Below are 21,073 nucleotides of genomic sequence, written 5' to 3'. Positions count from 1 at the left end.
GATCATGCAGTCGTGGTGCTCCGCGAAAGCCCCACCCCGGGGCGTTCCGCCCACCGGAAGTGCATGATCGACTCGCGGGTCGGGGGTTTGGGTCAGGTTCTCGTTTCGGTGCGGTCGGTGGGCCAGCTCGTGTGGAAGGTGCCCTCGCGGTCCACGCGCTGGTAGGTGTGCGCCCCGAAGTTGTCCCGCAGCGCCTGGATCAGGGCGGCCGGCAGCCGCTGGGCGCGCAGCGCGTCGAAGTACGCCAGCGACGAGGCGAACGCCGGGGCCGGCACGCCCGCCCGCGCCGCGTCGGCGACCACCCGCCGCCAGCTCGGCACGCCGTCGTTCACGGTGTCCGCGAACCACGGCGCCACCAGCAGCGTCGGCAGGTCGGGCCGCTCGTCGTACGCCTGGCGGATGCGGTCGAGGAAGCGGGCCCGGATGATGCAGCCGCCCCGCCAGATCGTCGCGGTGCCGCCCAGGTCGATGCCCCAGTCGTACTCGCGGGAACCGGCGCGGATGTGGTCGAAGCCCTGCGCGTACGCGACGATCTTCGAGGCGAGCAGGGCGCGGCGGACGTCCTCGACGAAGGCGTCGGGGTCCTCGACCCGCCAGGTCGCGCCCGCCTCCGGAAACGCCTGCCGGGCCGCCTCGCGCTGGTCGGCGTGCCCGGACAGCGAGCGGGCGAAGGTCGCCTCGGCGATGCCGGTGATGGGGATGCCCAGGTCGAGCGCGCTCTGCACCGTCCAGCGACCGGTGCCCTTCTGCTCGGCGCGGTCCAGCACGACGTCCACGAACGCCCGCCCGGTGGCCGCGTCGGTGTGCGCCAGCACGTCGGCGGTGATCTCGATCAGGAAGGACTCCAGCTCGCCGGAGTTCCAGCCACGGAAGATCTCCGCGATCTCCGCCGGCTGCGCGCCCAGTCCGGCCCGCAGCAGGTCGTACGCCTCCGCGATGAGCTGCATGTCGGCGTACTCGATGCCGTTGTGCACCATCTTGACGAAGTGCCCGGCGCCGTCCGGCCCGATGTGCCGGCAGCACGGCACCCCGTCCACCTGGGCGGCGATCCGCTCGAAGATCGGCCCGAGCGTGCGGTACGACTCCGCGGATCCGCCCGGCATGATGCTCGGGCCGCGCAGGGCGCCCTCCTCGCCACCGGAGACGCCGGTGCCGACGAAGTGCAGGCCGTGGGCCCGTAGCGCCTCCTCCCGCCGGCGGGTGTCGGCGAAGTGCGCGTTGCCGCAGTCCACGACGATGTCGCCCGCGTCGAGCAGCGGGACCAGCTCGTCGACCACGGCGTCGGTGGGGCCGCCCGCCTTGACCATCACGATGACCGCGCGGGGCCGCTCCAGCGACGCGACGAAGTCGGCCATCGACTCGGCGGGCAGGAACGTCCCCTCGTCCCCGTGCTCCGCGACGAGGCTGCGGGTGCGCTCCGGCGACCGGTTGTGCACCGCCACGGCGAGACCGTTGCGGGCCAGGTTGCGGGCCAGGTTCCGGCCCATCACCGCCAGCCCGGTCACGCCGATCCGTGCCGTCGCCCGCCCGGCCATCCGTCCGCCCTCCGCCGTCGACACCCGCCGGTGCGACCGTATCGCCGGGCGGGGGGTCCCGGAGGCATGTCGGGCACCCCGTCACCGCCACGTGGCGGTCGCCCCGAAGGGCGCGAGGGCCTGCCGACGATCCCGCGCCGGGCGGCCTCCCCGGGCCGTGATCGGCCAGCCGAGATCCTGCGCCGGAGGGCCTCCGCGAGGCGCGACCGGCCGACCCGCCGGGCTGCCTCCGTGGGACGCGGCCGGCCGGTCCCGGACCCCGCCGGTAATTCGGCTGCGCGCGGACCGGTCGGGCGGCTAGCGTGTGGGCACGCGCAACTGACGCCCCACTTCCGAGCCGACCCGCCGCATCGCCGCGGGTCCGCGTGCTCCCGGGCGTCCGCATTCCGCACCTGCCGTCGAACGGCGGTGTTCCTCGTGGTCGATCCCGGGCAGCTGTCCCGATCCCGCCCGACCGTCGCGTGACGGTCGCCGAACGAGACGGGCCCCGGTCACCGGACGTCGCTCCGGTGCGGCAGGGCCCGCAGACCGAGGAGGCACCGGATGCCCGCCAGGCGCAACCCGAAGAAGTCCCGTACCACCGTCCCCACGCCGTCCGTCGCGGACCTGACGCCCGTCAACCTCGACGAGGTGGCGGTCGCGCCGGTCGTGCCGGCGCTGCCGGTCGACCGGCCAGCGGCGCCGAAGGCCGGTCCGCCGGTCTCCGGCGCCGGCCGCTCCGGCGCGCTGCGCGGCCAGAAGGCCGGGCAGGCCCGCCGGTACGCCTTCCGGCGCAGCTGACGGTGCCGGTCGGGTGGAGTCGTCGTCACGGCGACTCCACCCGGCCCGCCCGCCGATCAGCGGGCGGCGTCAGCCGATCAGCGGGCGGAAGGTGCCGAGCAGCACGCTGACGGTCAGCGCGGCCCCGGCGAGCACCGCCGCGCCGGCGATCAGCAGGCCGTCGGCGGCGACGAAGCGCTGTCGCCGGGCGACGGTGCGCGGGACCCCGGCGTCGAAGCCCCGGGCGTCCATCGCCACGGCCAGCCGGGTGCCCCGGCGGATCGCCCCGACGAGCAGCGCGAAGGCCGTCGACACGAACAGCCGCAGCTTCGCCAGGGGATTACGGCCGGCCTCGACCCCCCGGGCGCGACGCGCCATGGAGATCATCTGCCACTCCTGCCCGAGCAGCGGCACGAGCCGGAACGCGGCCAGCGCCCCGATGGCGAACCGGGCCGGCGCCTTCGCGTTCTGGATCAGCGCGTCCGCCAGGTCGGTCGGGTCGGTGGTGGCGAAGACGATCACGCCGGGCAGCGCCACCGCGAACATGCGCAGCACCAGGCCGAGCGCGGTGAGCAGCACCCCGGAGGTGACCACCACCGGGCCGGCCTCGACCAGCACCCGGCCGGAGCGCTCGGCGGCGAAGAGCACCAGCGTCACCACCACGCCGACCGCGCCGACGAGCAGTGGCCAGGCCCGCCGCGCCAACACCCGGAAACGGACCCCGAACAGCGGCAGCAGGGCCAACTCGACGGCGATCGCGATGGCCGGGGCCACCGGGTCCAGGGTGGCGATCAGGATGAACGAGAACACCAGCGCCGCAGCGAGCTTGGCCACCGGGTTGCGCCGGGCCAGCAACGCCTCCGGCGCGGCGACCGGCTCGAAACTGATCACGCCCGCTCCAGGGTGGGGCGGCGGTCCGGGTGGGTGACCGGTGCGGCGTTCGGGCTGGTCACGGGCGCTCCAGGGTGAGGCGGCGATCTGCCAGGGCGGCGACGAACTCCGGGTCGTGGGTGACGGCGACCAGGCCGTGCCCGGCGTCGCGCAGCTCGGCGAAGAGGTCCACCAGCTCCAGCCAGGTCCGCCGGTCCTGACCGAAGGTCGGTTCGTCGCAGATGAGCAGGCGGGGCGCGGTGGCCAGGGCGGTCGCCACGCTCAGCCGCCGCGCCTCCCCGCCGGAGAGGGTGTACGGGTTGGCGGCGGCGAGTTTCGTCAACCGCAGCCGGGACAGCAGGGTGTCGACGGTGGCGTGGACCGCCGCCTCGGGCTGGCCGGTGCGGCGCGGGCCGAGCGCCAGCTCGTCGAAGACGGTGTTGGTGACGAACTGGTGCTCCGGGTCCTGGAAGACCGAGCCGATCCGGCGGGCCAGCGCCGGGGCGCGCCAGCGGTGCGGAGGCGTGCGGGCGTCGTCACCGGCCAGTGCCGTCGTCGCCGCGATCCGGCCGGCCCCGGGCTTGAGCAGCCCGCCCAGCAGCAGGGCGAGGGTCGACTTGCCGGCCCCGTTGGGCCCGACGACGGCGAGCGCCTCGCCGGCGCGTACCGCCAGGTCGACGGGGGCCAGCCGGGGCGGCAGGCCGAGCCGGTCGGCGGTGAGCAACACGTCGCCGGGCGGCGCAGTCGCGTGGCGGGGCGGTACCGGGCGGCCGGGCACCCAGACGCCCTCGTCGGCGAGCGCGTCGCCGTGCATACCGAAAACGGACTCGGGCGTGCCGTCGGCGCGGACGCCGCCGCCGGGTTCGAGCACGACCACGCGGTCGACCAGGGGCAACGCCTCGGCGACGCGGTGTTCGACCAGGATCAGCGTGGTGTCGGCGTCGAGCGCGCCGGCCACCGCCGCCCGGATCAGCGCCGCGCCGGTCGGGTCGAGGTTGGCGGTCGGCTCGTCGAGCAGCAGCAGGCCGGGGCGCAGGGCCAGCACCCCGGCCAGGGCGAGCCGCTGCTGCTCGCCGCCGGAGAGCGCGGCGGTGGGGCGGTCCCGGGGGTACGGGAAGCCGACCCGGGTCAGCGCCTCGTCGACGCGGGGCCAGATCTCCCCGGCGGGTGTGCCGCGGTTCTCCAGCCCGAACGCCACGTCGTCGCCGCTGCGGGCCATCACGAGCTGGGTCTCCGGGTCCTGGAAGACGATGCCCACCCGCTCCCGGCCCTTGCGGGGGTCGAGCCCGTCGATCTCGACGGTGCCCTCCTGCTCGCCCGAGTCCTCGGGCAGCAGCCCGGCCAGCGCGGCGAGCAGCGTGCTCTTGCCGGCCCCGGAGGGCCCCAGCAGCAGCACCCGCTCCCCGGCTTCCACGCGCAGGTCCACCCCGCGCACGGCCCAGGCCCGCCGCCCGGCGTGCCGCCACCCGAACCCCCGCAACGTCACCGCCCCCACGCCGCCCCCTTCCTTCCTGCCTGCCCGCGGGCGTTGATCATGAGGTTGTTGTCGTTCGGCACGGCGTGTCGTGGCAACAACTTCATGATCAACGCGGCCGGGTCGTGGGTGGGTGGGGTGGGTGCGTGGGGGTGGGGGTCAGATTGGGGTGCGGTCTCGGGCGGCGGGGAAGCGGTCCAGGGCGCCCGTGGTGGCCAGGGCGCGGGTCAGGGCCCAGCCGCCGGCGCCCGCGACGATCGTGGCGCTGACGATGGTGAGCAGGGCGTAGGGGATCCGGTAGCTGCCCAGGGCGTACTCGCTGTTCCAGACGAAGAAGTCGAACAGGGCCGCGCCGAGGCCGGTCAGCGCGCCCGCGATCAGCGCGGTGGGCAGCCGGAACGAGCGGTACCGGAACGCGGCGAAGGCCAACTCGGCGCCGAGCCCCTGGATCAGGCCCTGGACGATGGTGACGCCGCCCCACTCCGAGCCGAGCAGCGCGGAGACCGTCGCCGCCACCGCCTCGCAGAAGAGCGCCGCGCCGGGCTTGCGGATCACCAGACCGCCGAGGACGGCCGGGACCAGCCAGACGCCGTACATGATCGCCTGGCTGGCGGGGAAGAACGCGAACGCCGGGTCGACGGCCCGCCACAGCAGGCCCCAGGCCCAGAAGATGACGCCGAAGGCCACCGCGATCACGGCCGCGACGACGACGTCGACGGTACGCCAGCGGGTGGCGGTGTTGTTGTCTCGCATGATTGCTCCCAGTCCCGAACGAGAACCAGGAGAAGACGCACGCCGCGCCCGGAACGTGCCGGACGTCGACGCGGCTGGAGGTCGACCGAACTCCCTGCGCTGGCATTACCCAGATCAGGTTCGAGGGTCTGCGGGCGGTGCCCGCACTCTCAGCGCTGTGCGCTCCCCTGTCGGATGTGAAGTTGTGGCCCGACGCTAACACCTTTGAAGATCATCGGGCAAAGTGATCTTTCCGCAGCTCACCAGCGCAGTCGATCGACGGCGTCGATTCCGGCCCGGTACTCTCGGGCGGCCACTGGGAATCCGGCAGAGGGACACGTACGTGACATCCGAGGCTGACCGCCGCGCGCCGGACGGGTCGCACCCGGGCGCGGTGGGCGTGGCCGCTCCAGGCGTACGCGAGGAGAAGCCGGCGGCGCCCCGCGGCCCGGACCGGCGGGTCGGGTCGGGTCGGTGGAGGTCCTCGCCGGCCTGCTGATCCTGCTGGTCGTCTTCCGCGAGCCGCTCGCCCGGGCCCTCTCCGCGCCCCGGTTGCAGACCTGGACCACCGTCTTCGTCTCGGTCATGGTGCAGGCGGTGCCGTTCCTGGTCTTCGGGGTGCTGCTCTCCGCGGTGATCGCCGTCTTCGTGCCCCGGTCGTTCTGGGCCCGGGCGCTGCCGCGGCACCCCGCGCTCGCGGTGCCGGTGGCCAGCGCGGCCGGAGTGGTGCTGCCCGGCTGCGAGTGTGGGGCGGTGCCGATCGCCGGGTCGCTGATCCGGCGCGGGGTCACCCCGGCCGCCGCGTTGGCGTTCCTGCTCGCCGCCCCGGCGATCAACCCGATCGTGCTGACCGCCACCGCCGTGGCCTTCCCCGACGACCCGGCGATGGTCCTCGGGCGGGCCGTCGCGAGCCTGCTCGTGGCGATGGTCATGGGCTGGCTGTGGCTGCGCCTCGGCCGGGCCGACTGGATCCGGCTGCCGCGCCGGCCGGAGCTGGACGGCGGCCCGCGCGGGCGGGCGTTCTGGGGGGCGGTCCGGCACGACGTCACGCACGCCGGCGGCTTCCTGGTCATCGGCGCGGCGGCCGCCGCCACGATCAACGTCGTGGTGCCGGAGCGCTGGTTGCAGACGCTCGCCGACGAGCCGGTGCTGTCGGTGCTCGCGCTGGCCGTGCTCGCCGTGCTGCTCTCCCTCTGCTCCGAGGCGGACGCCTTCGTCGCCGCCTCGCTGTCGCAGTTCTCGCTGACCTCCCGACTGGTCTTCCTGGTGGTGGGGCCGATGGTCGACCTCAAGCTCATCTCGATGCAGGCCGGCGTCTTCGGCCGGCGGTTCGCGCTGCGGTTCGCCCCGACCACCTTCGCGGTGGCCGTCACCGTGGCCGCCGCGACCGGGGCGGTGCTGCTGTGAACCGGCAGGCGCAGGCGGTCGTCCTGCTGCTGCTCGGCGGCGCGGTGGTCCGCGCCAGCCTCACCGACCTGCACCTGCGCTACGTCAAGGAGGGTCTGCGGCCCTTCCTGATCGCCGCCGGCCTGCTGCTGGTGGCCGCCGCGGTCATGACCCTCTTCTACGAGCTGCGCCCGCTCCTGCGACGCACGCCCGCCGGCGACCACGACGGCCCGGCCGGTGGATGGCGGCCCCGGCGCGCACCCGGCCCCGACGCTCCCGGCGATGGCGACGACGGGCACGAGGGCGACGGCGGGCACGGCGACGACGACGGGCATGACGGGCACGGGCACCGCGAGCCGCGGGTCGGCTGGCTGCTGATCCTGCCCGTGCTGGGCCTGCTGCTGGTCGCCCCGCCGGCCCTGGGCTCGTACGCGGCCGGTCAGGCCGGCACCGCCGTCACCACCCGGCAGCAGCCGTCCGACTATCCGCCGCTGCCCGCCGGCGACCCCGTGCGGGTGACCGTGCTCGACTACGCCTCCCGGGCCCTGTTCGACCGGGGCACCTCGATCGGCGAGCGCCGGGTCCAGCTGACCGGCTTCGTCACCACCGGCCCCGACGGCCGGCCGCTGCTGGCCCGGATGGTGCTCTCCTGCTGTGCCGCCGACGGGCGGCCGGTCAAGCTGGGCCTGACCGGCGCGGCCCCCGACGGGCTCGCCGACGACACCTGGATCGAGGTGACGGGCCGCTACAGCGACCGCATCGCCCGCGACCCGGTCAACGACGCCGAGATTCCCTACCTGGACGTGGAGTCCTGGCGGCAGGTGCCCGTCCCCCGGCAACAGTACGAGTGACAGGTGGGCCCGGCAGTCCCGGGCGGCCAGGTGCGGCGCTGGGTAGGCTCACGATCATGCGGATCGAGGCCCGGGGGTTCACGTTCGACGTCCGCGTCGGCGGACCGGAGGGCGGCACGCCCGTCCTGCTGCTGCACGGCTTCCCCCAGCACGGCGGGGAGTTCGACGACGTGGTGCCCGCGCTGCACGCCGCGGGCCTGCGCACGTACGCGCCGGACCAGCGCGGCTACTCGCCGGGCGCGCGGCCCGAGGCGGTCGAGGCGTACCGGCTGCCGGAGCTGGTCGCCGACGCGGTGGGCCTACTCGACGCGCTGGGCGTCGACGCGGCGCACCTGGTGGGGCACGACTGGGGCGCGGTCGTGGCCTGGGCCGTCGCGGCCCACCATCCCGAGCGGGTCCGCACGCTGACCGCGGTCTCCGTGCCGCACCCCGCCGCCATGGCGTGGGCGCTGACCGAGGACGCGGGGCAGAAGGCGCGCTCGGCGTACATGACGGTGTTCCGCAAGCCGGGCACGGCGGAGAAGGCGCTGCTGGTGCTGGGCGCGACCGGGCTGCGCCGGATGCTGCACGGGGTCGGCGACGACGCGCGGGTGGCCGCGTACGCGGACCCGATGCGCGAGCCGGGCGCGCTGACCGCCGCCCTGAACTGGTACCGCGCGATGTCCCGCCGGGACCTGGCCGCCATCGGGCCGGTGGCGGTGCCGACCACGTACGTGTGGAGCGGTCGCGACATCGCGATCGGCCGGACCGCCGCCGAGGCGTGCGCCGAGCACGTGACCGCCGACTACCGCTTCGTCGAGCTGCCCCGGGTGAGCCACTGGATCCCCGACGAGGCGCCCGCCGCGCTGGCCGAGGCGATCCTGGCCCGGGTGCACGACCCGGTCTGACCTTCCCCCGCGACGACACCGGGCCGGCGGACGCCGGGCCCACCCCTCACGGAGGTACGACATGGACCGAGCAGACACGACGGTGAAGGCCGAGGACTTCCTGGCCGTGGTGACCGACACGATGCACCGGGTCGCCGAGAGCCAGCGCGAGGCGGTGGGGCGGGCCGCCGACCTGATCGCCGAGGCGGTACGCGCCGACGGCGTGGTCCACGCGTTCGGCACCGGTCACTCCGAGGCGCTGGCCATGGAGATCGCCGGGCGGGCCGGCGGGCTGGTCCCGACGAACCGCATCGCCCTGCGGGACCTGGTGCTGCTCGGCGGCGCCCCGGTCGACGTGCTCGGGCCGCTGCTGGAGCGGGACCCGGCGGTGGCGCACCGCCTCTACGAGCTGGCCCCGGTCGGCCCCCGGGACGTCTTCGTGCTCGCCTCCAACTCGGGCGTGAACGGCGCGATGGTGGAGTTCGCGTCGCTGGTCAGGGAGAAGGGCCACGGGCTCGTTGCGATCACCTCGGCGCAGCACTCCGGGCAGATGACCTCGCGCCATCCGTCGGGACGCAAGCTCGCCGACTTCGCCGACGTGGTGCTCGACAACGGCGCCCCGTACGGCGACGCGACGCTGCCACTGCCCGGCGGGGGCGCGGTCGGCGCGGTGTCGTCGATCACCGCGGCGCTGCTGGCGCAGCAGATCACGGTCGAGGTGGTGGCGCGGCTGCTGGCGGCGGGGGAGCGGCCCCCGGTCTACCTGTCGGCCAACATCGCCGGGGGCGACGAGCACAACAACGCCCTCGAGGCCCGGTACGCGGGCCGGATCCGCCGCGGCTCCTGACGCGTCGTGGCTACGGTCGGCCGCCTGACGATCGACAGGGAACCGGCGCGTCAGACAGTGACGTGAGTCGGTTTCGCGCGTCGACGGGTGGGGCATCAGCGATGCTGCCGCCGGCCGCCCCCGCCGGCAGTACCGTCTGACCGGAGGTAGCGCGTGTCCAAGGAAACCGAGAAGCAGCGCTGGCAGCGCAACTTCGCCGACCTGCTCCAGGAGCTTCGGGTCGCCCAGACCGGCGTGCAGATCCTCTTCGCGTTCCTGCTCACCCTGCCGTTCAGCAACGGCTTCACCCGTACGAGTGGCTTCCAGAAGGACGTCTACATCGTCGCGTTGCTGGCTGCTGCCGCCGCCACCGCGATGATCATCTCTCCGGTGGCGTTCCACCGTGCGCTGTTCCGGCAGGGCCGCAAGCCGGAGCTGGTCCGCTTCGCCCACCGGATGGCCAGCGGCGGGCTCGCCTTCATGCTGATCTCGATGGTCAGCGCGGTGCTGCTGATCACCGACTTCGTGCTGGACCGGAGCATCGCCCTGGTGCTCAGCGGCCTCACCGGCCTCTGGTTCCTCACCTTCTGGGTGTTCCTGCCGTTCTCCCGGCGCAACTGGGGCGAGGACGACGACGATGACGACGACGATGATCCCCGGTCCCTGAGCGACTGACCAACGTCGACACGACTCGATATTTACCGAACGCTACCCCTGGGTAACACCCGGGGGTAGCGTGCTTCTTGTCGCGCACGTTGACGCATCCGGACCGAGGTTCGAGGGGGCCGCCGTGACCACGACACACAACAGCCGACCCGCACCCGACGGATCAGGCGACGACCGACCGCCGGCCGGTGCCGCCGGACCGCTGCCGACGGAGGCCGGCCAGGTCTCCGAGAAGGAGGCCCGCCAGGTCGCCGAGGCGGCCCGGGAGTCCTCCTGGGACCGTCCCAGCTTCGGCAAGGAACTCTTCCTCGGCCGGTTCCGGCTCGACCTGATCAACCCCTGGCCGCGCTCCGACCCGGCGGACGTCGCCCGCGCCGACGAGTTCCTCGGCCGGTTCCGCGAGTTCCTCGCCTCCGACGTGGACGGTGCCGCGATCGAACGGGACGCGTCCATCCCGGACGAGGTGTTCCAGGGAATGGCCCGGCTCGGCGCGTTCGGCATGAAGATCGACCGGTCGTACGGCGGGCTCGGGCTCAGCAACCTGCACTACTGCCGGGCGCTCATGCTGGCCGGCTCGGTCAGCCCGGCGATCGGCGCGCTGCTCTCGGCGCACCAGTCGATCGGGGTGCCGCAGCCGCTGAAGATGTTCGGCACCGCCGAGCAGAAGCAGCGCTTCCTGCCCCGGCTCGCCGCCGGTGAGGTCTCCGCGTTCCTGCTCACCGAACCGGACGTCGGCTCCGACCCGGCCCGGCTGGCCACCACCGCCGAGCCCACGCCCGACGGCACCGGCTACCGCCTCAACGGCGTGAAGCTGTGGGCCACCAACGGCACCGTCGCCTCCCTGCTCGTGGTGATGGCCCGGGTGCCCGCCGCCGAGGGGCGGCGCGGCGGGATCACCGCCTTCGTCGTCGAGGGCGACAGCGAGGGCATCACGGTCGAACGGCGCAACGCCTTCATCGGCCTGCGCGGCCTGGAGAACAGCCTGACCCGCTTCCACGACGTCCTCGTGCCGAAGGAGAACGTCATCGGTGGCGAGGGCAAGGGCCTGAAGATCGCGCTGACCACCCTGAACACCGGGCGGCTGTCGCTGCCGGCGATGTGTGTCGGCGCCGGCAAGTGGGCGCTGAACGTGGCCCGGGAGTGGGCCGCCGACCGGGTGCAGTGGGGCCGGCCCGTGGGCGAGCACGAGGCGGTGGCCCAGAAGCTGTCCTTCATCGCCGCGACGACGTACGGCATGGAGACCATGCTGGACCTCTGCTGCCTGCTCGCCGACGACGACCGTAACGACATCCGGATCGAGGCGGCGCTGGTCAAGCTCTACGCCAGCGAGATGGCCTGGAAGATCGCCGACGAGCTGGTGCAGATCCGGGGCGGTCGCGGCTACGAGACGGCCGACTCCCTCGCCGCGCGGGGCGAGCGGCCGGCCGCCGTCGAGCAGCTGCTGCGCGACCTGCGGATCAACCGCATCTTCGAGGGCTCCACCGAGATCATGCACCTGCTCATCGCCCGGGAGGCGGTCGACGCGCACCTGTCGGTCGCCGGCGACATCATCGACCCGGACGCCGGGCTCGGCCGCAAGGCGAAGGCCGGGGCGCGGGCCGGCGCCTTCTACGCGAAGTGGCTGCCCACCCTCGCCGTCGGCAGGGGACAGCGCCCGTCGGCGTACGCCGAGTTCGGCCCGCTCGCCGGCCACCTGCGGCAGGTGGAGCGCGCCTCGCGCAAGCTGGCCCGCTCGACGTTCTACGCGATGTCCCGCTGGCAGGGCAAGATGGAGCGCAAGCAGGCGTTCCTCGGCCGGGTGGTGGACATCGGCGCGGAGCTGTTCGCGATGTCCGCGGTCTGCGTGCGCGCCTACGCCGAGCGGGACACCCGCCCCGAGAACGTCGAGCTGGCCGACCTGTTCTGCCGGCAGGCCCGGGTGCGCGTCGACGCGCTCTTCGCCGCCCTGTGGGACAACACCGACTCCGTCGACACGGCCGCCGCGAAGCGGATCCTGGCGGGGCGCTACGCCGCCCTGGAGGACGGCGTGCTCACCCCCGCCGACGACCTGCCCTGGGTGGCCCCCTGGTCGCCGGGCCCGTCCACCGCCGACGACACCCGCCGCCGCATCCCACCCCCGCCCCCACCCTCCTCCTGACCAGCCCTCCCCGCCCCCGTACCCAGGCGTCGATCATGCAGTTGTGGCGCCCCACGAAAGGCGCGAAAGCGGCCGTTCCAGGCACCACAACTGCATGATCGCCCGGCCGAGTCGGGCCGAGTCGGGCCGAGTCGGGCCGAGCCGGGCCGAGCCGGGCCGAGCCGGGCCGAGCCGGGCCGGGGCGGGCCGAGCTGGGGCGAGCCGGGCCGGGGCGGGCCGGGGCGAGCCGGGCCGAGCTGGGGCGAGCCAGGGGCGGGCCGGGGCGAGCCGGGGCAGGGTGGGGCAGGGGGTCAGCGGCTTGGGCGTAGGCCGAGGTGGCGTAGTTCCAGGGCGGCGAGGGCGTCGACGGTGGCGTCGTCGCCGCGCCGCCACGACTCGGCCACGTCGGGGGCGATCCGGGTCAGTCGCCCCAGCGGCTGGGTGGCCAGCGCGCGCAGGGCGAGCAGGTCCCGGCCGGCGGGCGCGGCGGCCAGCTTCGCGGCCGAGCCGGCCCGGCGCATCCAGCGCACCCGCAGCGGTAGCCAGCCGAAGAGCACCAGGCCGAGCGGGAAGACCAGCACGGCGACGGCCAGCGCGAGGGCGAGCTGGTCGACCAGTTCCTGCTGGTCGCGTCCCGCCTCGGCCAGCCCCCGGGCGGCGGTGGCGGCCCGCTCGAACGGCGCGGTCAGCTCGTCGCCGACCAGCGGCACCCGGCCGACCTTGCCGCCGGCGTCGGCCAGGTTGTCGGCCAGGCCGCCGCCGGCGCCCTCCAGCTTCTGTCCGGGTACGGCGAGCTTCTGGACCAGGTCGTGCAGCCACAGCGCGCCACGGATCGCGCCGTACACCCAGGCGACGACGAGCAGGTCGGTGATCAACTGTCGGACGGCGGTCGGGAAACGATCGGCGTAGATCTTCACGCCGGACAGCGTGCCACGTGCGCGGGCCCCTGGCACGGCGCGAACGACGGCACTCAGCCCGGCGAACGGCGGGCGCCGACGCAACGGGACCCGGCGCACGGCGCTACGGGCGGGGTCAGCTCGCGCAGGCCGGGCAGGTGCCGAAGATCTCCAGGGTGTGGCTGACGTCGGAGTAGCCGTGCTTCGCCGCCACCCGCTCGGCCCAGCTCTCCACCGTCGGCCCCGCCACCTCCACGGTGCGGCCGCAGGTGCGGCAGACCAGGTGGTGGTGGTGGCCCTCGCTGCACCGGCGGTAGAGGTGCTCGCCGCCCGGCGGGCGCATCACGTCGATCTCGCCCGTGTCGGCGAGCCCCTGGAGCGTGCGGTAGACGGTGGTCAGCCCGACCCGCTCGCCGCGCTCGCGCAGCATCGCGTGCAGCTCCTGCGCGCTGTGGAAGCCCTCCAGCTCGCCGAGCAGCGCGCTCACCGCCGAGCGCTGCCGGGTGTTGCGGACAGTGGAACCCGCCATGATCATGATCCCTCCCCGGCGTGGCTCACCGCGTCGGCCACGATGTGTGCGACGTGCTCGTCGACCAGCGCGTACGCGATCTCGCGACCCCGCCGGGAGCCGCGCACCACGCCGGCGCCCCGCAGCACCCGCAGGTGCTGGGAGACCAGCGGCTGGGCGGCGCCGAGCTTGTCGACCAGCTCGTGCACGCAGCGCTCGCCCTCGGCGAGCTCGCTGACGATGGCCAGCCGGATCGGTGCCGAGAGGGCACGCAACAGCTCGCTCGCGCCCTCGAAGGCGTCGTAGCCTGATCCGTCGGTCACCCTGTAACGGTAACCAATCCCACCGACACGGCGCTGACCAGGATCAGTGGAGCACGACCTCGTGCGGCTCCGGCGCGGGCGCGGCGGCGGGGGTGCGCCGCCGGCGCAGCATCCGCCACGCCGCGCCGAGGACCGCGACCACCCCGAACGAGGCGATCGCCATCAGCACCACCGAGGCGCCGGGGGCGGTGTCGGCGTTCGCGGCCACCCAGACGCCGGAGCCGGCGGCGAAGAGCCCGAGCGCCATCGCCGCCGCCATCGTGCTGCGGAACCCCCTGGTCACCTGCTGCGCGGTGGCCACCGGCACCACCATCAGCGCGCTGATCAGCAGCACCCCGACGGCCCGCATGGCGATCGTCACCGTGACGGCGGTGGCCACGGCGAGCAGCAGGTTGAGCGTGCGCACCGGCAGGCCTGAGACGCGGGCGTACTCCTCGTCGTGGCAGACCGCGAAGAGGGCCGGGCGCAGCGCCAGCATGGTCACTCCGATCGCGACGCCGAGCACCGCGATGGTGGTCAGGTCCTGCGGGGAGATCGTGGTCAGCGACCCGAACAGGTAGGCGTTGAGGTTGGCGCTGGTGCTGTCGGAGAGCCCGACCAGCGTCACGCCGCCGGCGATGCCGCCGTAGAAGAGCAGGGCCAGAGCCAGGTCGCCGGAGGTGCGCCCGCGGGCGCGGACCAGCTCGATGGTGATCGCGCCGGCGGTCGCCACGGCCACCGCGACCAGCACGGGGGAGCGGTTGAGCAGCAGGCCCGCGCCGACGCCGGTGAGCGCCACGTGCCCGACCCCGTCGCCGATCAGGGCGAGCTTCCGCTGCACCAGGTAGATGCCGAGCGCCGGGGCGGCCAGGCCGATGATCAGCGCGCCGATCAGGGCCCGCTGCATGTAGGGGTACTGGAAGAGTTCCATCTCAGCTGCTCCACAGCCCGGCGGGCTCGTCGGGACCGTGCGGGTGCACGTGGTCGTGGTCGGGCTCCGCGTGGTGGCCGGCGGGCTCGGGCACCGCGCCGTCGTGGCAGATCCCACCCTGGTGTACGACGACCGCCCGGCTGATCAGCGGCCGCAGCGGCCCGAGCTCGTGGGCCACCAGCAGCACCGTGCCGCCACCGGCGACGAAGGCGTGCAGCGCGCCGGCGAACGCCTCCTGGCTGGCGGCGTCGACCCCGGCGGTCGGCTCGTCGAGGACGAGCAGCTCCGGCTGGCCGGCCAGCGCCCGGGCGATCAGGGTGCGCTGCTGCTGCCCGCCGGAGAGGGTGGCCACGGGATCGCGGGCCCGGTCGGCCAGCCCGACCGCCTCCAGCGCGGCGGTCACCGCCGCCCGGTCCGCCGCGCCAGCCGGGCGCAGCACCCCGCGTCGGGCGAGCCGGCCGGAGGCCACCACCTCGCGGACGGTGGCCGGTACGCCGCTGCCGGCGCCGAGGCGCTGCGGGACGTACCCGATGCGGTGCCACTGCCGGAAGCGGCGCAACGGGCGGTCGAAGAGGGTGACCGACCCGGAGCTGAGCGGCACCAGGCCGAGCGCGGCGCGGATCAGGGTGGACTTGCCGGAGCCGTTGGCGCCGAGCACCGCGACCACCTCGCCGGCGGTCACGGTCAGCGAGACGTCGCGCAGCACGGGGCGGCCGTCGTAGCCGACCACCCCGTGCGCGACGGTGATGACTGGGGTTGTCACTGGCAGCTCAACGCCGTCCTCAGGGTCGCAAGGTTGGTACGCATCACCGAAAGGTAGTCGCCGCCGCCGGACGACAGCCCCTCCAGGGGGTCCAGCACCGCGGTCTTCGCGCCGACCTCGGCGGCGATGGTCTCGGCCACCTTCGGGCTGACCAGCGTCTCGAAGAAGATCGTGGTGGCCTTGTGCTCCCGGGCCTCCTGGGCGACCTCGGCCAGGCGCTGCGGGGACGGCTCGTTGTCGGGGCTCAGCCCGGTGATGCCGATCTGCTCCAGCTGGTAGCGCCCGGTCAGGTAGCCGAAGGCGGTGTGGCTCACCACGATCTCCCGCCGCTGGCAGGTCTTCAGCCCGGCCGTGAACTCGGCGTCCAGCTTCTCCAACTCGACGCGCAGCGCCTTGGCGCGGGCCGTGTAGTCGGCGGCGCGGTCCGGGTCGGCCCGGCCGAGCCGCTCGGCGAGCTTGTCGCCGACCGTGGCGAGGCGGGTCGGGTCCAGCCAGAGGTGCGGGTCCTTGGCACCGCCCTCCTCGTGGCCGGGCTCCTCGGCCTTGCCCGACTCCTCGGGGTGGGCGTGCTCGCCGCCCTCGTGGTCGTGGTCGTGGCCGCCCGCGGCGGCGTCCAGCAGCGGCTGCACGGTCGACACGTCGAACGCGCGCTCCTTGGCGTTCTGCTCGACGGCCTCGTCCAGCGCCGGCTGGAAGCCCTTGAGGAGCACGACCAGCTCCGCCTCGGCGACCTGGCCGACCTGGCCCGGGTTCAGCTCCAGGTCGTGCGGCTCCGCCCCGGGCTTGACCAGGTTGCTCACCTTGACCGCGTCGCCGCCGATGCGCTCGGCGAGGAACTGCAGCGGGTAGAAGGCGGCCACCACGTCGACCCGCTGCGGGTCGGCGCCGGTCGTGCCGTCGTCGGAACAGGCCGTGACACCACCCAGGGCGAGCAGGGCGGTGGTGGCGACGGCCAGGGTGCGCGGGGCGGAGCGGAGGTTCATGTCATGAACTCTCCGCGACAACGATAATGATTGTCAAAAACGCATGCTTGCATGTCAGAGCAGCTTCACCAGGCCCGCGGTGACCAGCAGGGTGAGCGCCACCAGCCGGATCACCCGGGTCGGCGCCGTCTGCACCGACCAGGTGGTGACCAGCAGCGCGGCCACGGCCGCGGCGAGCAGCAGGGTCAACAGCCCGCCGACCACGCCGGGGGTGAAGAACGCGACAAGCACCAGCACGAGGGTGACCAGGAACACCGTCGTCGGGTTCGCCCGGGCCAACCGGGCCGGCATCCGGCTCTGCGTACGCTGCATCCCACAGACTCTACGAGGAGGAACCCCGTGCTGGTGACGAACCGGTTCGTGGTGGACGTCGATGTCGCCGACGAGTTCACCGAGCGGGCGCACGCCGCCCTCGCCGCCCTCGCGGCCCGCCCCGGTTACCTGCGCGGCCAACTGGTCCGGGCGCTGGACGACCCCCGGCACTGGTGCCTGGTCACCGAGTGGGAGTCGGTCGGCACCTACCGGCGGGCCCTGGGCGGCTTCGACGTCAAGATCACCGCTGTGCCGCTGCTCGCCGAGTCGCTCGACGAACCGTCGGCGTACGAGGCGCTCGCCACCGCCGCCCCGGGCGGGGACGTCGTCGCGGCCGCCAGCGATCGGGCCGCTGGTCCTTACCGCTGAGCCCGTGGGCACTACATTGCTTGCATGACCGCTCCCGGACCGGCGACCCCGCCGGCGTACCCTCCGTCGCCCGGCCAGCAGGGGGCGCAGCCGCCCGCCGTGCCCGGCCCGCCGGCGGACCCGGGCGTGCCCGCCCCGCCGGCCGGGCCGGGGGTCACCCCGCCGTTCGCGGCGCCTCCCACCGAGGGGCGCAACACCCGGCTCTGGCTCGGGCTGGGCGCCGGGGCGCTCGCCGTGCTGCTCTGCTGCGGCGGTGGCGGCGCGGCCGTGGTGGGTCTGGCCGTGACCGGCGTGCAGGCCGTGCGCGAGCAGGGCCGCACCGTCTCCACCGACTACTACCGCGCGCTCGTCGAGCGGAAGTACGGCGCGGCGTACGACCAGCTCTGCGACGACGCGCAGCGGCGCGAGTCACGCCGCGAGTTCGAGCGCCGGGTGGCCGCCGAGCCGCAGATCGCGACCTTCCGGGTGGGCGACGTGGACGCCGTCTCCCTCACCGTGCCCGTCGACGTCACCTACACGGGCGGCCGACAGGACCGGCAGGAGGTCACCCTCGGGCAGGACCAGCAGACCGGCGGCATGGAGGTGTGCGGGGTGAGCTGACCCGCCCCCGGTATTCTGCTGGGCCCGGGACGGCACGGGTCGTACCGTTGTCCCGAACTGTTCCTTCCGTCCTTACCGCGTCCCCGCCGACCGCCAGTCGGCGTAGGAGGAAACATGCCAGCCGACCGTATCGACGCCGTCGTCAGCCTCGCCAAGCGCCGAGGCTTCGTCTTCCCCTCCAGCGAGATCTACGGAGGCACCCGGTCGGCGTGGGACTACGGTCCGCTCGGCGTGGAGCTGAAGGAGAACGTCCGCCGGCAGTGGTGGAAGACGATGGTCCAGCAGCGAGACGACGTGGTCGGCCTCGACTCCGCCGTGATCCTGGCCCGCGACGTCTGGGCCGCCTCCGGCCACCTGGACGCCTTCGTCGACCCGCTGACCGAGTGCCAGTCGTGCCACAAGCGGTTCCGGGCCGACCACCTCGAGGAGGCGTACGAGGCCAAGCACGGCAAGCCGCCGGCCTCGCTGACCGAGCTGAACTGCCCGAACTGCGGCAACAAGGGCACCTTCACCGAGCCGAAGATGTTCAACGGCCTGATGAAGACCTTCCTCGGCCCGGTCGAGAGCGAGGAGGGCATGCACTACCTGCGGCCCGAGACCGCCCAGGGCATCTTCGTCAACTACAAGAACGTCGAGACGGTCGCCCGCAAGAAGCCGCCGTTCGGCATCGCCCAGACCGGCAAGTCGTTCCGCAACGAGATCACCCCGGGCAACTTCATCTTCCGTACCCGCGAGTTCGAGCAGATGGAGATGGAGTTCTTCGTCGAGCCGGGCTCGGACGAGCAGTGGCACGAGTACTGGCTCTCCGAGCGCTGGAACTGGTACCTCGACCTGGGCCTGTCGGAGAGCAACCTGCGCTTCTACGAGCACCCGAAGGAGAAGCTCTCCCACTACTCGAAGCGCACCGTCGACATCGAGTACCGCTTCCAGTTCGGCGGGACCGAGTTCGCGGAGCTGGAGGGCATCGCCAACCGCACCGACTTCGACCTCACCACGCACAGCAAGCACTCCGGCGTCGACCTGTCCTACTTCGACCAGGCCAGGGGCGAGCGCTGGATGCCGTACGTCATCGAGCCGGCCGCCGGCCTCACCCGCGCGGTGCTCGCGTTCCTGCTGGAGGCGTACGACGAGGACGAGGCGCCGAACACCAAGGGCGGCGTGGACAAGCGCACGGTGATGCGCTTCGACCCGCGGCTGGCCCCGGTCAAGGTGGCCGTGCTGCCGCTGTCGCGCAACGAGGCGCTCTCGCCGAAGGCGAAGGGCCTCGCCGCCGACCTGCGCAAGCGCTGGGTGGTGGAGTTCGACGACTCGCAGGCGATCGGCCGCCGCTACCGCCGCCAGGACGAGATCGGCACCCCGTTCTGCGTGACTGTCGACTTCGACACCCTGGACGACAACGCGGTGACCGTCCGGAACCGGGACACCATGGCCCAGGAGCGCATCGCGCTGGACCAGGTCGAGCGCTACCTGATCGAGCGCCTCCCCGGCTGCTGAGCTGTCCAAGGGGCCCGGGCCAGCGCGGAAACGCGCCGGCCGGGGCCCCTTACACTTGTCCGGTGACTGCTGTGACTGCGCCCGCGCTGCGCCCGTTGTCCATCGGGCGGCACGAGGTGTGGCCGCCGGTGGTGCTCGCGCCGATGGCCGGCATCACCAACGTCGGCTTCCGGCAGCTCTGCCGGGAACAGGGCGGCGGCATCTACGTCTGCGAGATGATCACCACCGTCGCGCTTGTCGAGCGGAACCCGAAGACGCTGCGCATGATCGCGTTCGGCGACGACGAGCGACCCCGCAGCCTCCAGCTCTACGGCACCGACCCCGAGATCACCGCCGCCGCCGTGCGGATCGTGGTGGAGAAGGACCTCGCCGACCACATCGACCTCAACTTCGGCTGCCCGGTCCCCAAGGTCACCCGCAAGGGCGGCGGCTCGGCGCTGCCGTGGCGCCGCCGGCTCTTCGCGCGGCTGGTCAGGGCCGCGGTGGACGCCGCGTCACCCGCCGGGGTGCCGGTCACGGTCAAGATGCGCAAGGGCATCGACGACGACCACCTGACGTACGTCGAAGCGGGCCTCGCCGCCCAGGACGCGGGCGTGGCGTCGGTCGCCCTGCACGGGCGTACGGCCGCGCAGCGCTACTCCGGCACGGCGGACTGGGACGCCATCGCGACGCTCAAGCAGGCCCTCGACGTGCCGGTGCTCGGCAACGGCGACATCTGGGAGGCCGACGACGCGCTGCGGATGGTGGCGCACACGGGCGTCGACGGGGTGGTGATCGGCCGGGGCTGCCTGGGCCGTCCGTGGCTCTTCGCCGACCTGGAGGCCGCGTTCGACGGCCGCCCGGAACGCCGCCTGCCCACCCTCGGCGAGGTGGCGCTGACGATGCGCCGCCACGCCGAACTGCTGGTCGACCAGTTCACCGCCGGCTCCCGTACCCCCGCCCGGGGCGAGCGGGACGGCTGCACCGACTTCCGCAAGCACGTCGCCTGGTACCTCAAGGGCTTCCCGGTCGGCAGCGAGCTGCGCCGCGAGCTGGCCATGATCGAGAGCCTGGCCCAGCTCGACGACCTGCTCGCCAAGCTGGACCCGACCGAGCCCTTCCCCGTGTCCACCTTGGGCCAGCCGCGCGGCCGCACCAACTCGCCCGGGAAGGTCTTCCTGCCGGACGGCTGGCTGGCCAGCCGCGACGACGACACCGTCCCGGAGGGCGCCGAACTGGCAGACTCGGGCGGCTGAGCCCCCGGCCGTCACCCTGGGCCTCGGCTCCCGGCTCGGCTCCCGGCTCCCGGCTCCCGCCTCGGCTCCCGGCTCCCGCCTCGGCTCCCGGCTCCCGCCTCGGCTCCCGGCTCCCGCCTCGGCTCCCGGCTCCCGCCTCGGCTCCCGGCTCCCGCCCCGGGCCTCGGCTGCGACGCGGTCCGGCCTGCTCTGCTGCGGACGCCGGATGAAGGTGAAGACTCAGCTGCCCCGGGCTCTGGCTGCGGCTCGGCCCCGGCTGCCGCCCTGGGCCTCGGCTTCGGCTCGGCCCCGGCCTACCCGGCTACGGACGCTGGGGTGAAGGTGAGAGACGACGAAAGGGCCGGCCCCTTGTGGGGCCGGCCCTTTCGTTGGGTGTCGCTGGGTGGTGCGCGGTGCTGGGTGGTGCGTGTCGCGGGTGTGTGTCAGGCGGTGTAGCCGCGGGTGGCGATCCAGTCGGCGAGGTTGTCGACGCTCATCCGGTAGGAGGCCTGGTTGGGGTCCGCAGAGTCGGCGATGGTGACGGTGTTGCCGTTGTCGCGGTAGCCGACGACGCTGATGTAGTGCCCGCCTTCGAAGGAGTGGGTGGTGCCGTCGGTGTC

General features: G+C 73.9%; 21 protein-coding genes, 2 pseudogenes and 1 riboswitch. Of the genes and pseudogenes, 11 read left to right on the top strand and 12 right to left on the bottom strand.

Features of this window, described 5'->3' with window-relative positions:
* Positions 1-92: 92 nt before the first annotated feature.
* Positions 93-1,535, bottom strand: coding sequence for an NADP-dependent phosphogluconate dehydrogenase (gndA, locus tag AB0B83_RS08330; protein ID WP_357577648.1), 1,443 nt, complete (start codon positions 1,533-1,535; stop codon positions 93-95).
* 543 nt (positions 1,536-2,078) lie between these two features.
* On the opposite strand from gndA, the gene AB0B83_RS08325 reads away from it, so the two are divergent.
* Positions 2,079-2,315, top strand: coding sequence for a hypothetical protein (locus tag AB0B83_RS08325; RefSeq protein WP_357577595.1), 237 nt, complete (start codon positions 2,079-2,081; stop codon positions 2,313-2,315).
* A gap of 69 nt (positions 2,316-2,384) precedes the next feature.
* Here the strand turns inward: AB0B83_RS08325 and AB0B83_RS08320 are convergent, their stop codons facing one another.
* The 3 genes from AB0B83_RS08320 to AB0B83_RS08310 form a co-directional block, all read right to left on the bottom strand.
* Positions 2,385-3,185 (bottom strand): energy-coupling factor transporter transmembrane component T, encoded by an 801-nt coding sequence (locus tag AB0B83_RS08320; protein ID WP_151452832.1) that lies wholly within the window; start codon positions 3,183-3,185, stop codon positions 2,385-2,387.
* Between the two features lie 58 nt (positions 3,186-3,243).
* On the bottom strand, positions 3,244-4,659 hold the full coding sequence (locus AB0B83_RS08315; RefSeq protein WP_357577594.1) for an ABC transporter ATP-binding protein: 1,416 nt from the start codon (positions 4,657-4,659) through the stop codon (positions 3,244-3,246).
* Between the two features lie 138 nt (positions 4,660-4,797).
* Positions 4,798-5,391 carry an ECF transporter S component gene (locus tag AB0B83_RS08310; RefSeq protein ID WP_132240395.1) on the bottom strand — a complete coding sequence of 198 codons (594 nt, stop codon included), beginning with the start codon at positions 5,389-5,391 and terminating at the stop codon, positions 4,798-4,800.
* 73 nt (positions 5,392-5,464) lie between these two features.
* Positions 5,465-5,570: riboswitch (TPP riboswitch) on the bottom strand.
* A 259-nt stretch (positions 5,571-5,829) separates the two neighbouring features.
* On the opposite strand from AB0B83_RS08310, the pseudogene AB0B83_RS08305 reads away from it, so the two are divergent.
* The 6 genes and pseudogenes from AB0B83_RS08305 to AB0B83_RS08280 all read left to right on the top strand — a co-directional run.
* Positions 5,830-6,777 (top strand): annotated as a pseudogene (locus tag AB0B83_RS08305) (permease); the annotation flags it as partial.
* Positions 6,774-7,607, top strand: a complete 834-nt coding sequence (locus tag AB0B83_RS08300; RefSeq protein WP_357577593.1) for a TIGR03943 family protein — start codon at positions 6,774-6,776, stop codon at positions 7,605-7,607. The pseudogene AB0B83_RS08305 and the gene AB0B83_RS08300, both read left to right, overlap by 4 nt.
* A gap of 56 nt (positions 7,608-7,663) precedes the next feature.
* On the top strand, positions 7,664-8,494 hold the full coding sequence (locus tag AB0B83_RS08295) for an alpha/beta hydrolase (RefSeq protein ID WP_357577592.1): 831 nt from the start codon (positions 7,664-7,666) through the stop codon (positions 8,492-8,494).
* A 61-nt stretch (positions 8,495-8,555) separates the two neighbouring features.
* On the top strand, positions 8,556-9,320 hold the full coding sequence (locus AB0B83_RS08290; RefSeq protein ID WP_132240392.1) for an SIS domain-containing protein: 765 nt from the start codon (positions 8,556-8,558) through the stop codon (positions 9,318-9,320).
* A gap of 153 nt (positions 9,321-9,473) precedes the next feature.
* Positions 9,474-9,974, top strand: a complete 501-nt coding sequence (locus AB0B83_RS08285; protein ID WP_357577591.1) for a DUF6328 family protein — start codon at positions 9,474-9,476, stop codon at positions 9,972-9,974.
* A 115-nt stretch (positions 9,975-10,089) separates the two neighbouring features.
* A complete protein-coding gene (locus AB0B83_RS08280) occupies positions 10,090-12,102 on the top strand; it encodes an acyl-CoA dehydrogenase family protein (RefSeq protein WP_357577590.1) in 2,013 nt (670 codons plus the stop codon).
* 290 nt (positions 12,103-12,392) lie between these two features.
* Here the strand turns inward: AB0B83_RS08280 and AB0B83_RS08275 are convergent, their stop codons facing one another.
* The 7 genes from AB0B83_RS08275 to AB0B83_RS08245 all read right to left on the bottom strand — a co-directional run bounded on the left by AB0B83_RS08275 (position 12,393) and on the right by AB0B83_RS08245 (position 16,776).
* Positions 12,393-12,998 carry a hypothetical protein gene (locus tag AB0B83_RS08275; protein ID WP_357577589.1) on the bottom strand — a complete coding sequence of 202 codons (606 nt, stop codon included), beginning with the start codon at positions 12,996-12,998 and terminating at the stop codon, positions 12,393-12,395.
* 115 nt (positions 12,999-13,113) lie between these two features.
* Entirely contained in the window at positions 13,114-13,512 is a 399-nt protein-coding gene (locus AB0B83_RS08270; RefSeq protein WP_357577588.1) for a transcriptional repressor, read from the bottom strand.
* The gene (locus AB0B83_RS08265) at positions 13,509-13,808 is read right to left on the bottom strand and encodes a metalloregulator ArsR/SmtB family transcription factor (protein ID WP_088998913.1); all 300 of its coding nucleotides are present in this window, start codon (positions 13,806-13,808) and stop codon (positions 13,509-13,511) included. Before AB0B83_RS08265 ends, AB0B83_RS08270 begins: the two co-directional genes overlap by 4 nt.
* A gap of 43 nt (positions 13,809-13,851) precedes the next feature.
* On the bottom strand, positions 13,852-14,718 hold the full coding sequence (locus AB0B83_RS08260; protein ID WP_357577587.1) for a metal ABC transporter permease: 867 nt from the start codon (positions 14,716-14,718) through the stop codon (positions 13,852-13,854).
* A gap of 1 nt (position 14,719) precedes the next feature.
* A complete protein-coding gene (locus tag AB0B83_RS08255) occupies positions 14,720-15,481 on the bottom strand; it encodes a metal ABC transporter ATP-binding protein (RefSeq protein ID WP_357577586.1) in 762 nt (253 codons plus the stop codon).
* The gene (locus tag AB0B83_RS08250; protein WP_357577585.1) at positions 15,478-16,464 is read right to left on the bottom strand and encodes a metal ABC transporter substrate-binding protein; all 987 of its coding nucleotides are present in this window, start codon (positions 16,462-16,464) and stop codon (positions 15,478-15,480) included. Before AB0B83_RS08250 ends, AB0B83_RS08255 begins: the two co-directional genes overlap by 4 nt.
* Before the next feature lie 54 nt (positions 16,465-16,518).
* Positions 16,519-16,776 (bottom strand): hypothetical protein, encoded by a 258-nt coding sequence (locus AB0B83_RS08245; protein WP_151456937.1) that lies wholly within the window; start codon positions 16,774-16,776, stop codon positions 16,519-16,521.
* A 27-nt stretch (positions 16,777-16,803) separates the two neighbouring features.
* Here AB0B83_RS08245 and AB0B83_RS08240 point away from each other — a divergent pair, with 27 nt between their 5' ends.
* From AB0B83_RS08240 to dusB, 4 genes are all read left to right on the top strand, one after another.
* On the top strand, positions 16,804-17,145 hold the full coding sequence (locus tag AB0B83_RS08240) for an antibiotic biosynthesis monooxygenase (RefSeq protein ID WP_151456936.1): 342 nt from the start codon (positions 16,804-16,806) through the stop codon (positions 17,143-17,145).
* A 126-nt stretch (positions 17,146-17,271) separates the two neighbouring features.
* Positions 17,272-17,745, top strand: coding sequence for a hypothetical protein (locus AB0B83_RS08235; RefSeq protein WP_132240457.1), 474 nt, complete (start codon positions 17,272-17,274; stop codon positions 17,743-17,745).
* Between the two features lie 114 nt (positions 17,746-17,859).
* On the top strand, positions 17,860-19,239 hold the full coding sequence (locus tag AB0B83_RS08230; protein ID WP_357577584.1) for a glycine--tRNA ligase: 1,380 nt from the start codon (positions 17,860-17,862) through the stop codon (positions 19,237-19,239).
* A gap of 71 nt (positions 19,240-19,310) precedes the next feature.
* Complete coding sequence (gene dusB / locus AB0B83_RS08225; protein WP_357577647.1) at positions 19,311-20,474, top strand: tRNA dihydrouridine synthase DusB; 1,164 nt, start codon at positions 19,311-19,313, stop codon at positions 20,472-20,474.
* Between the two features lie 422 nt (positions 20,475-20,896).
* On the opposite strand, the pseudogene AB0B83_RS08220 reads toward dusB, so the two are convergent.
* Positions 20,897-21,073: pseudogene (locus tag AB0B83_RS08220) on the bottom strand (phytochelatin synthase); the annotation flags it as partial.

The sequence above is a fragment of the Micromonospora sp. NPDC049060 genome (assembly GCF_040649055.1).
GTDB lineage: Bacteria > Actinomycetota > Actinomycetes > Mycobacteriales > Micromonosporaceae > Micromonospora > Micromonospora reichwaldensis.
This window is presented reverse-complemented; position numbering and strand designations above follow the sequence as displayed.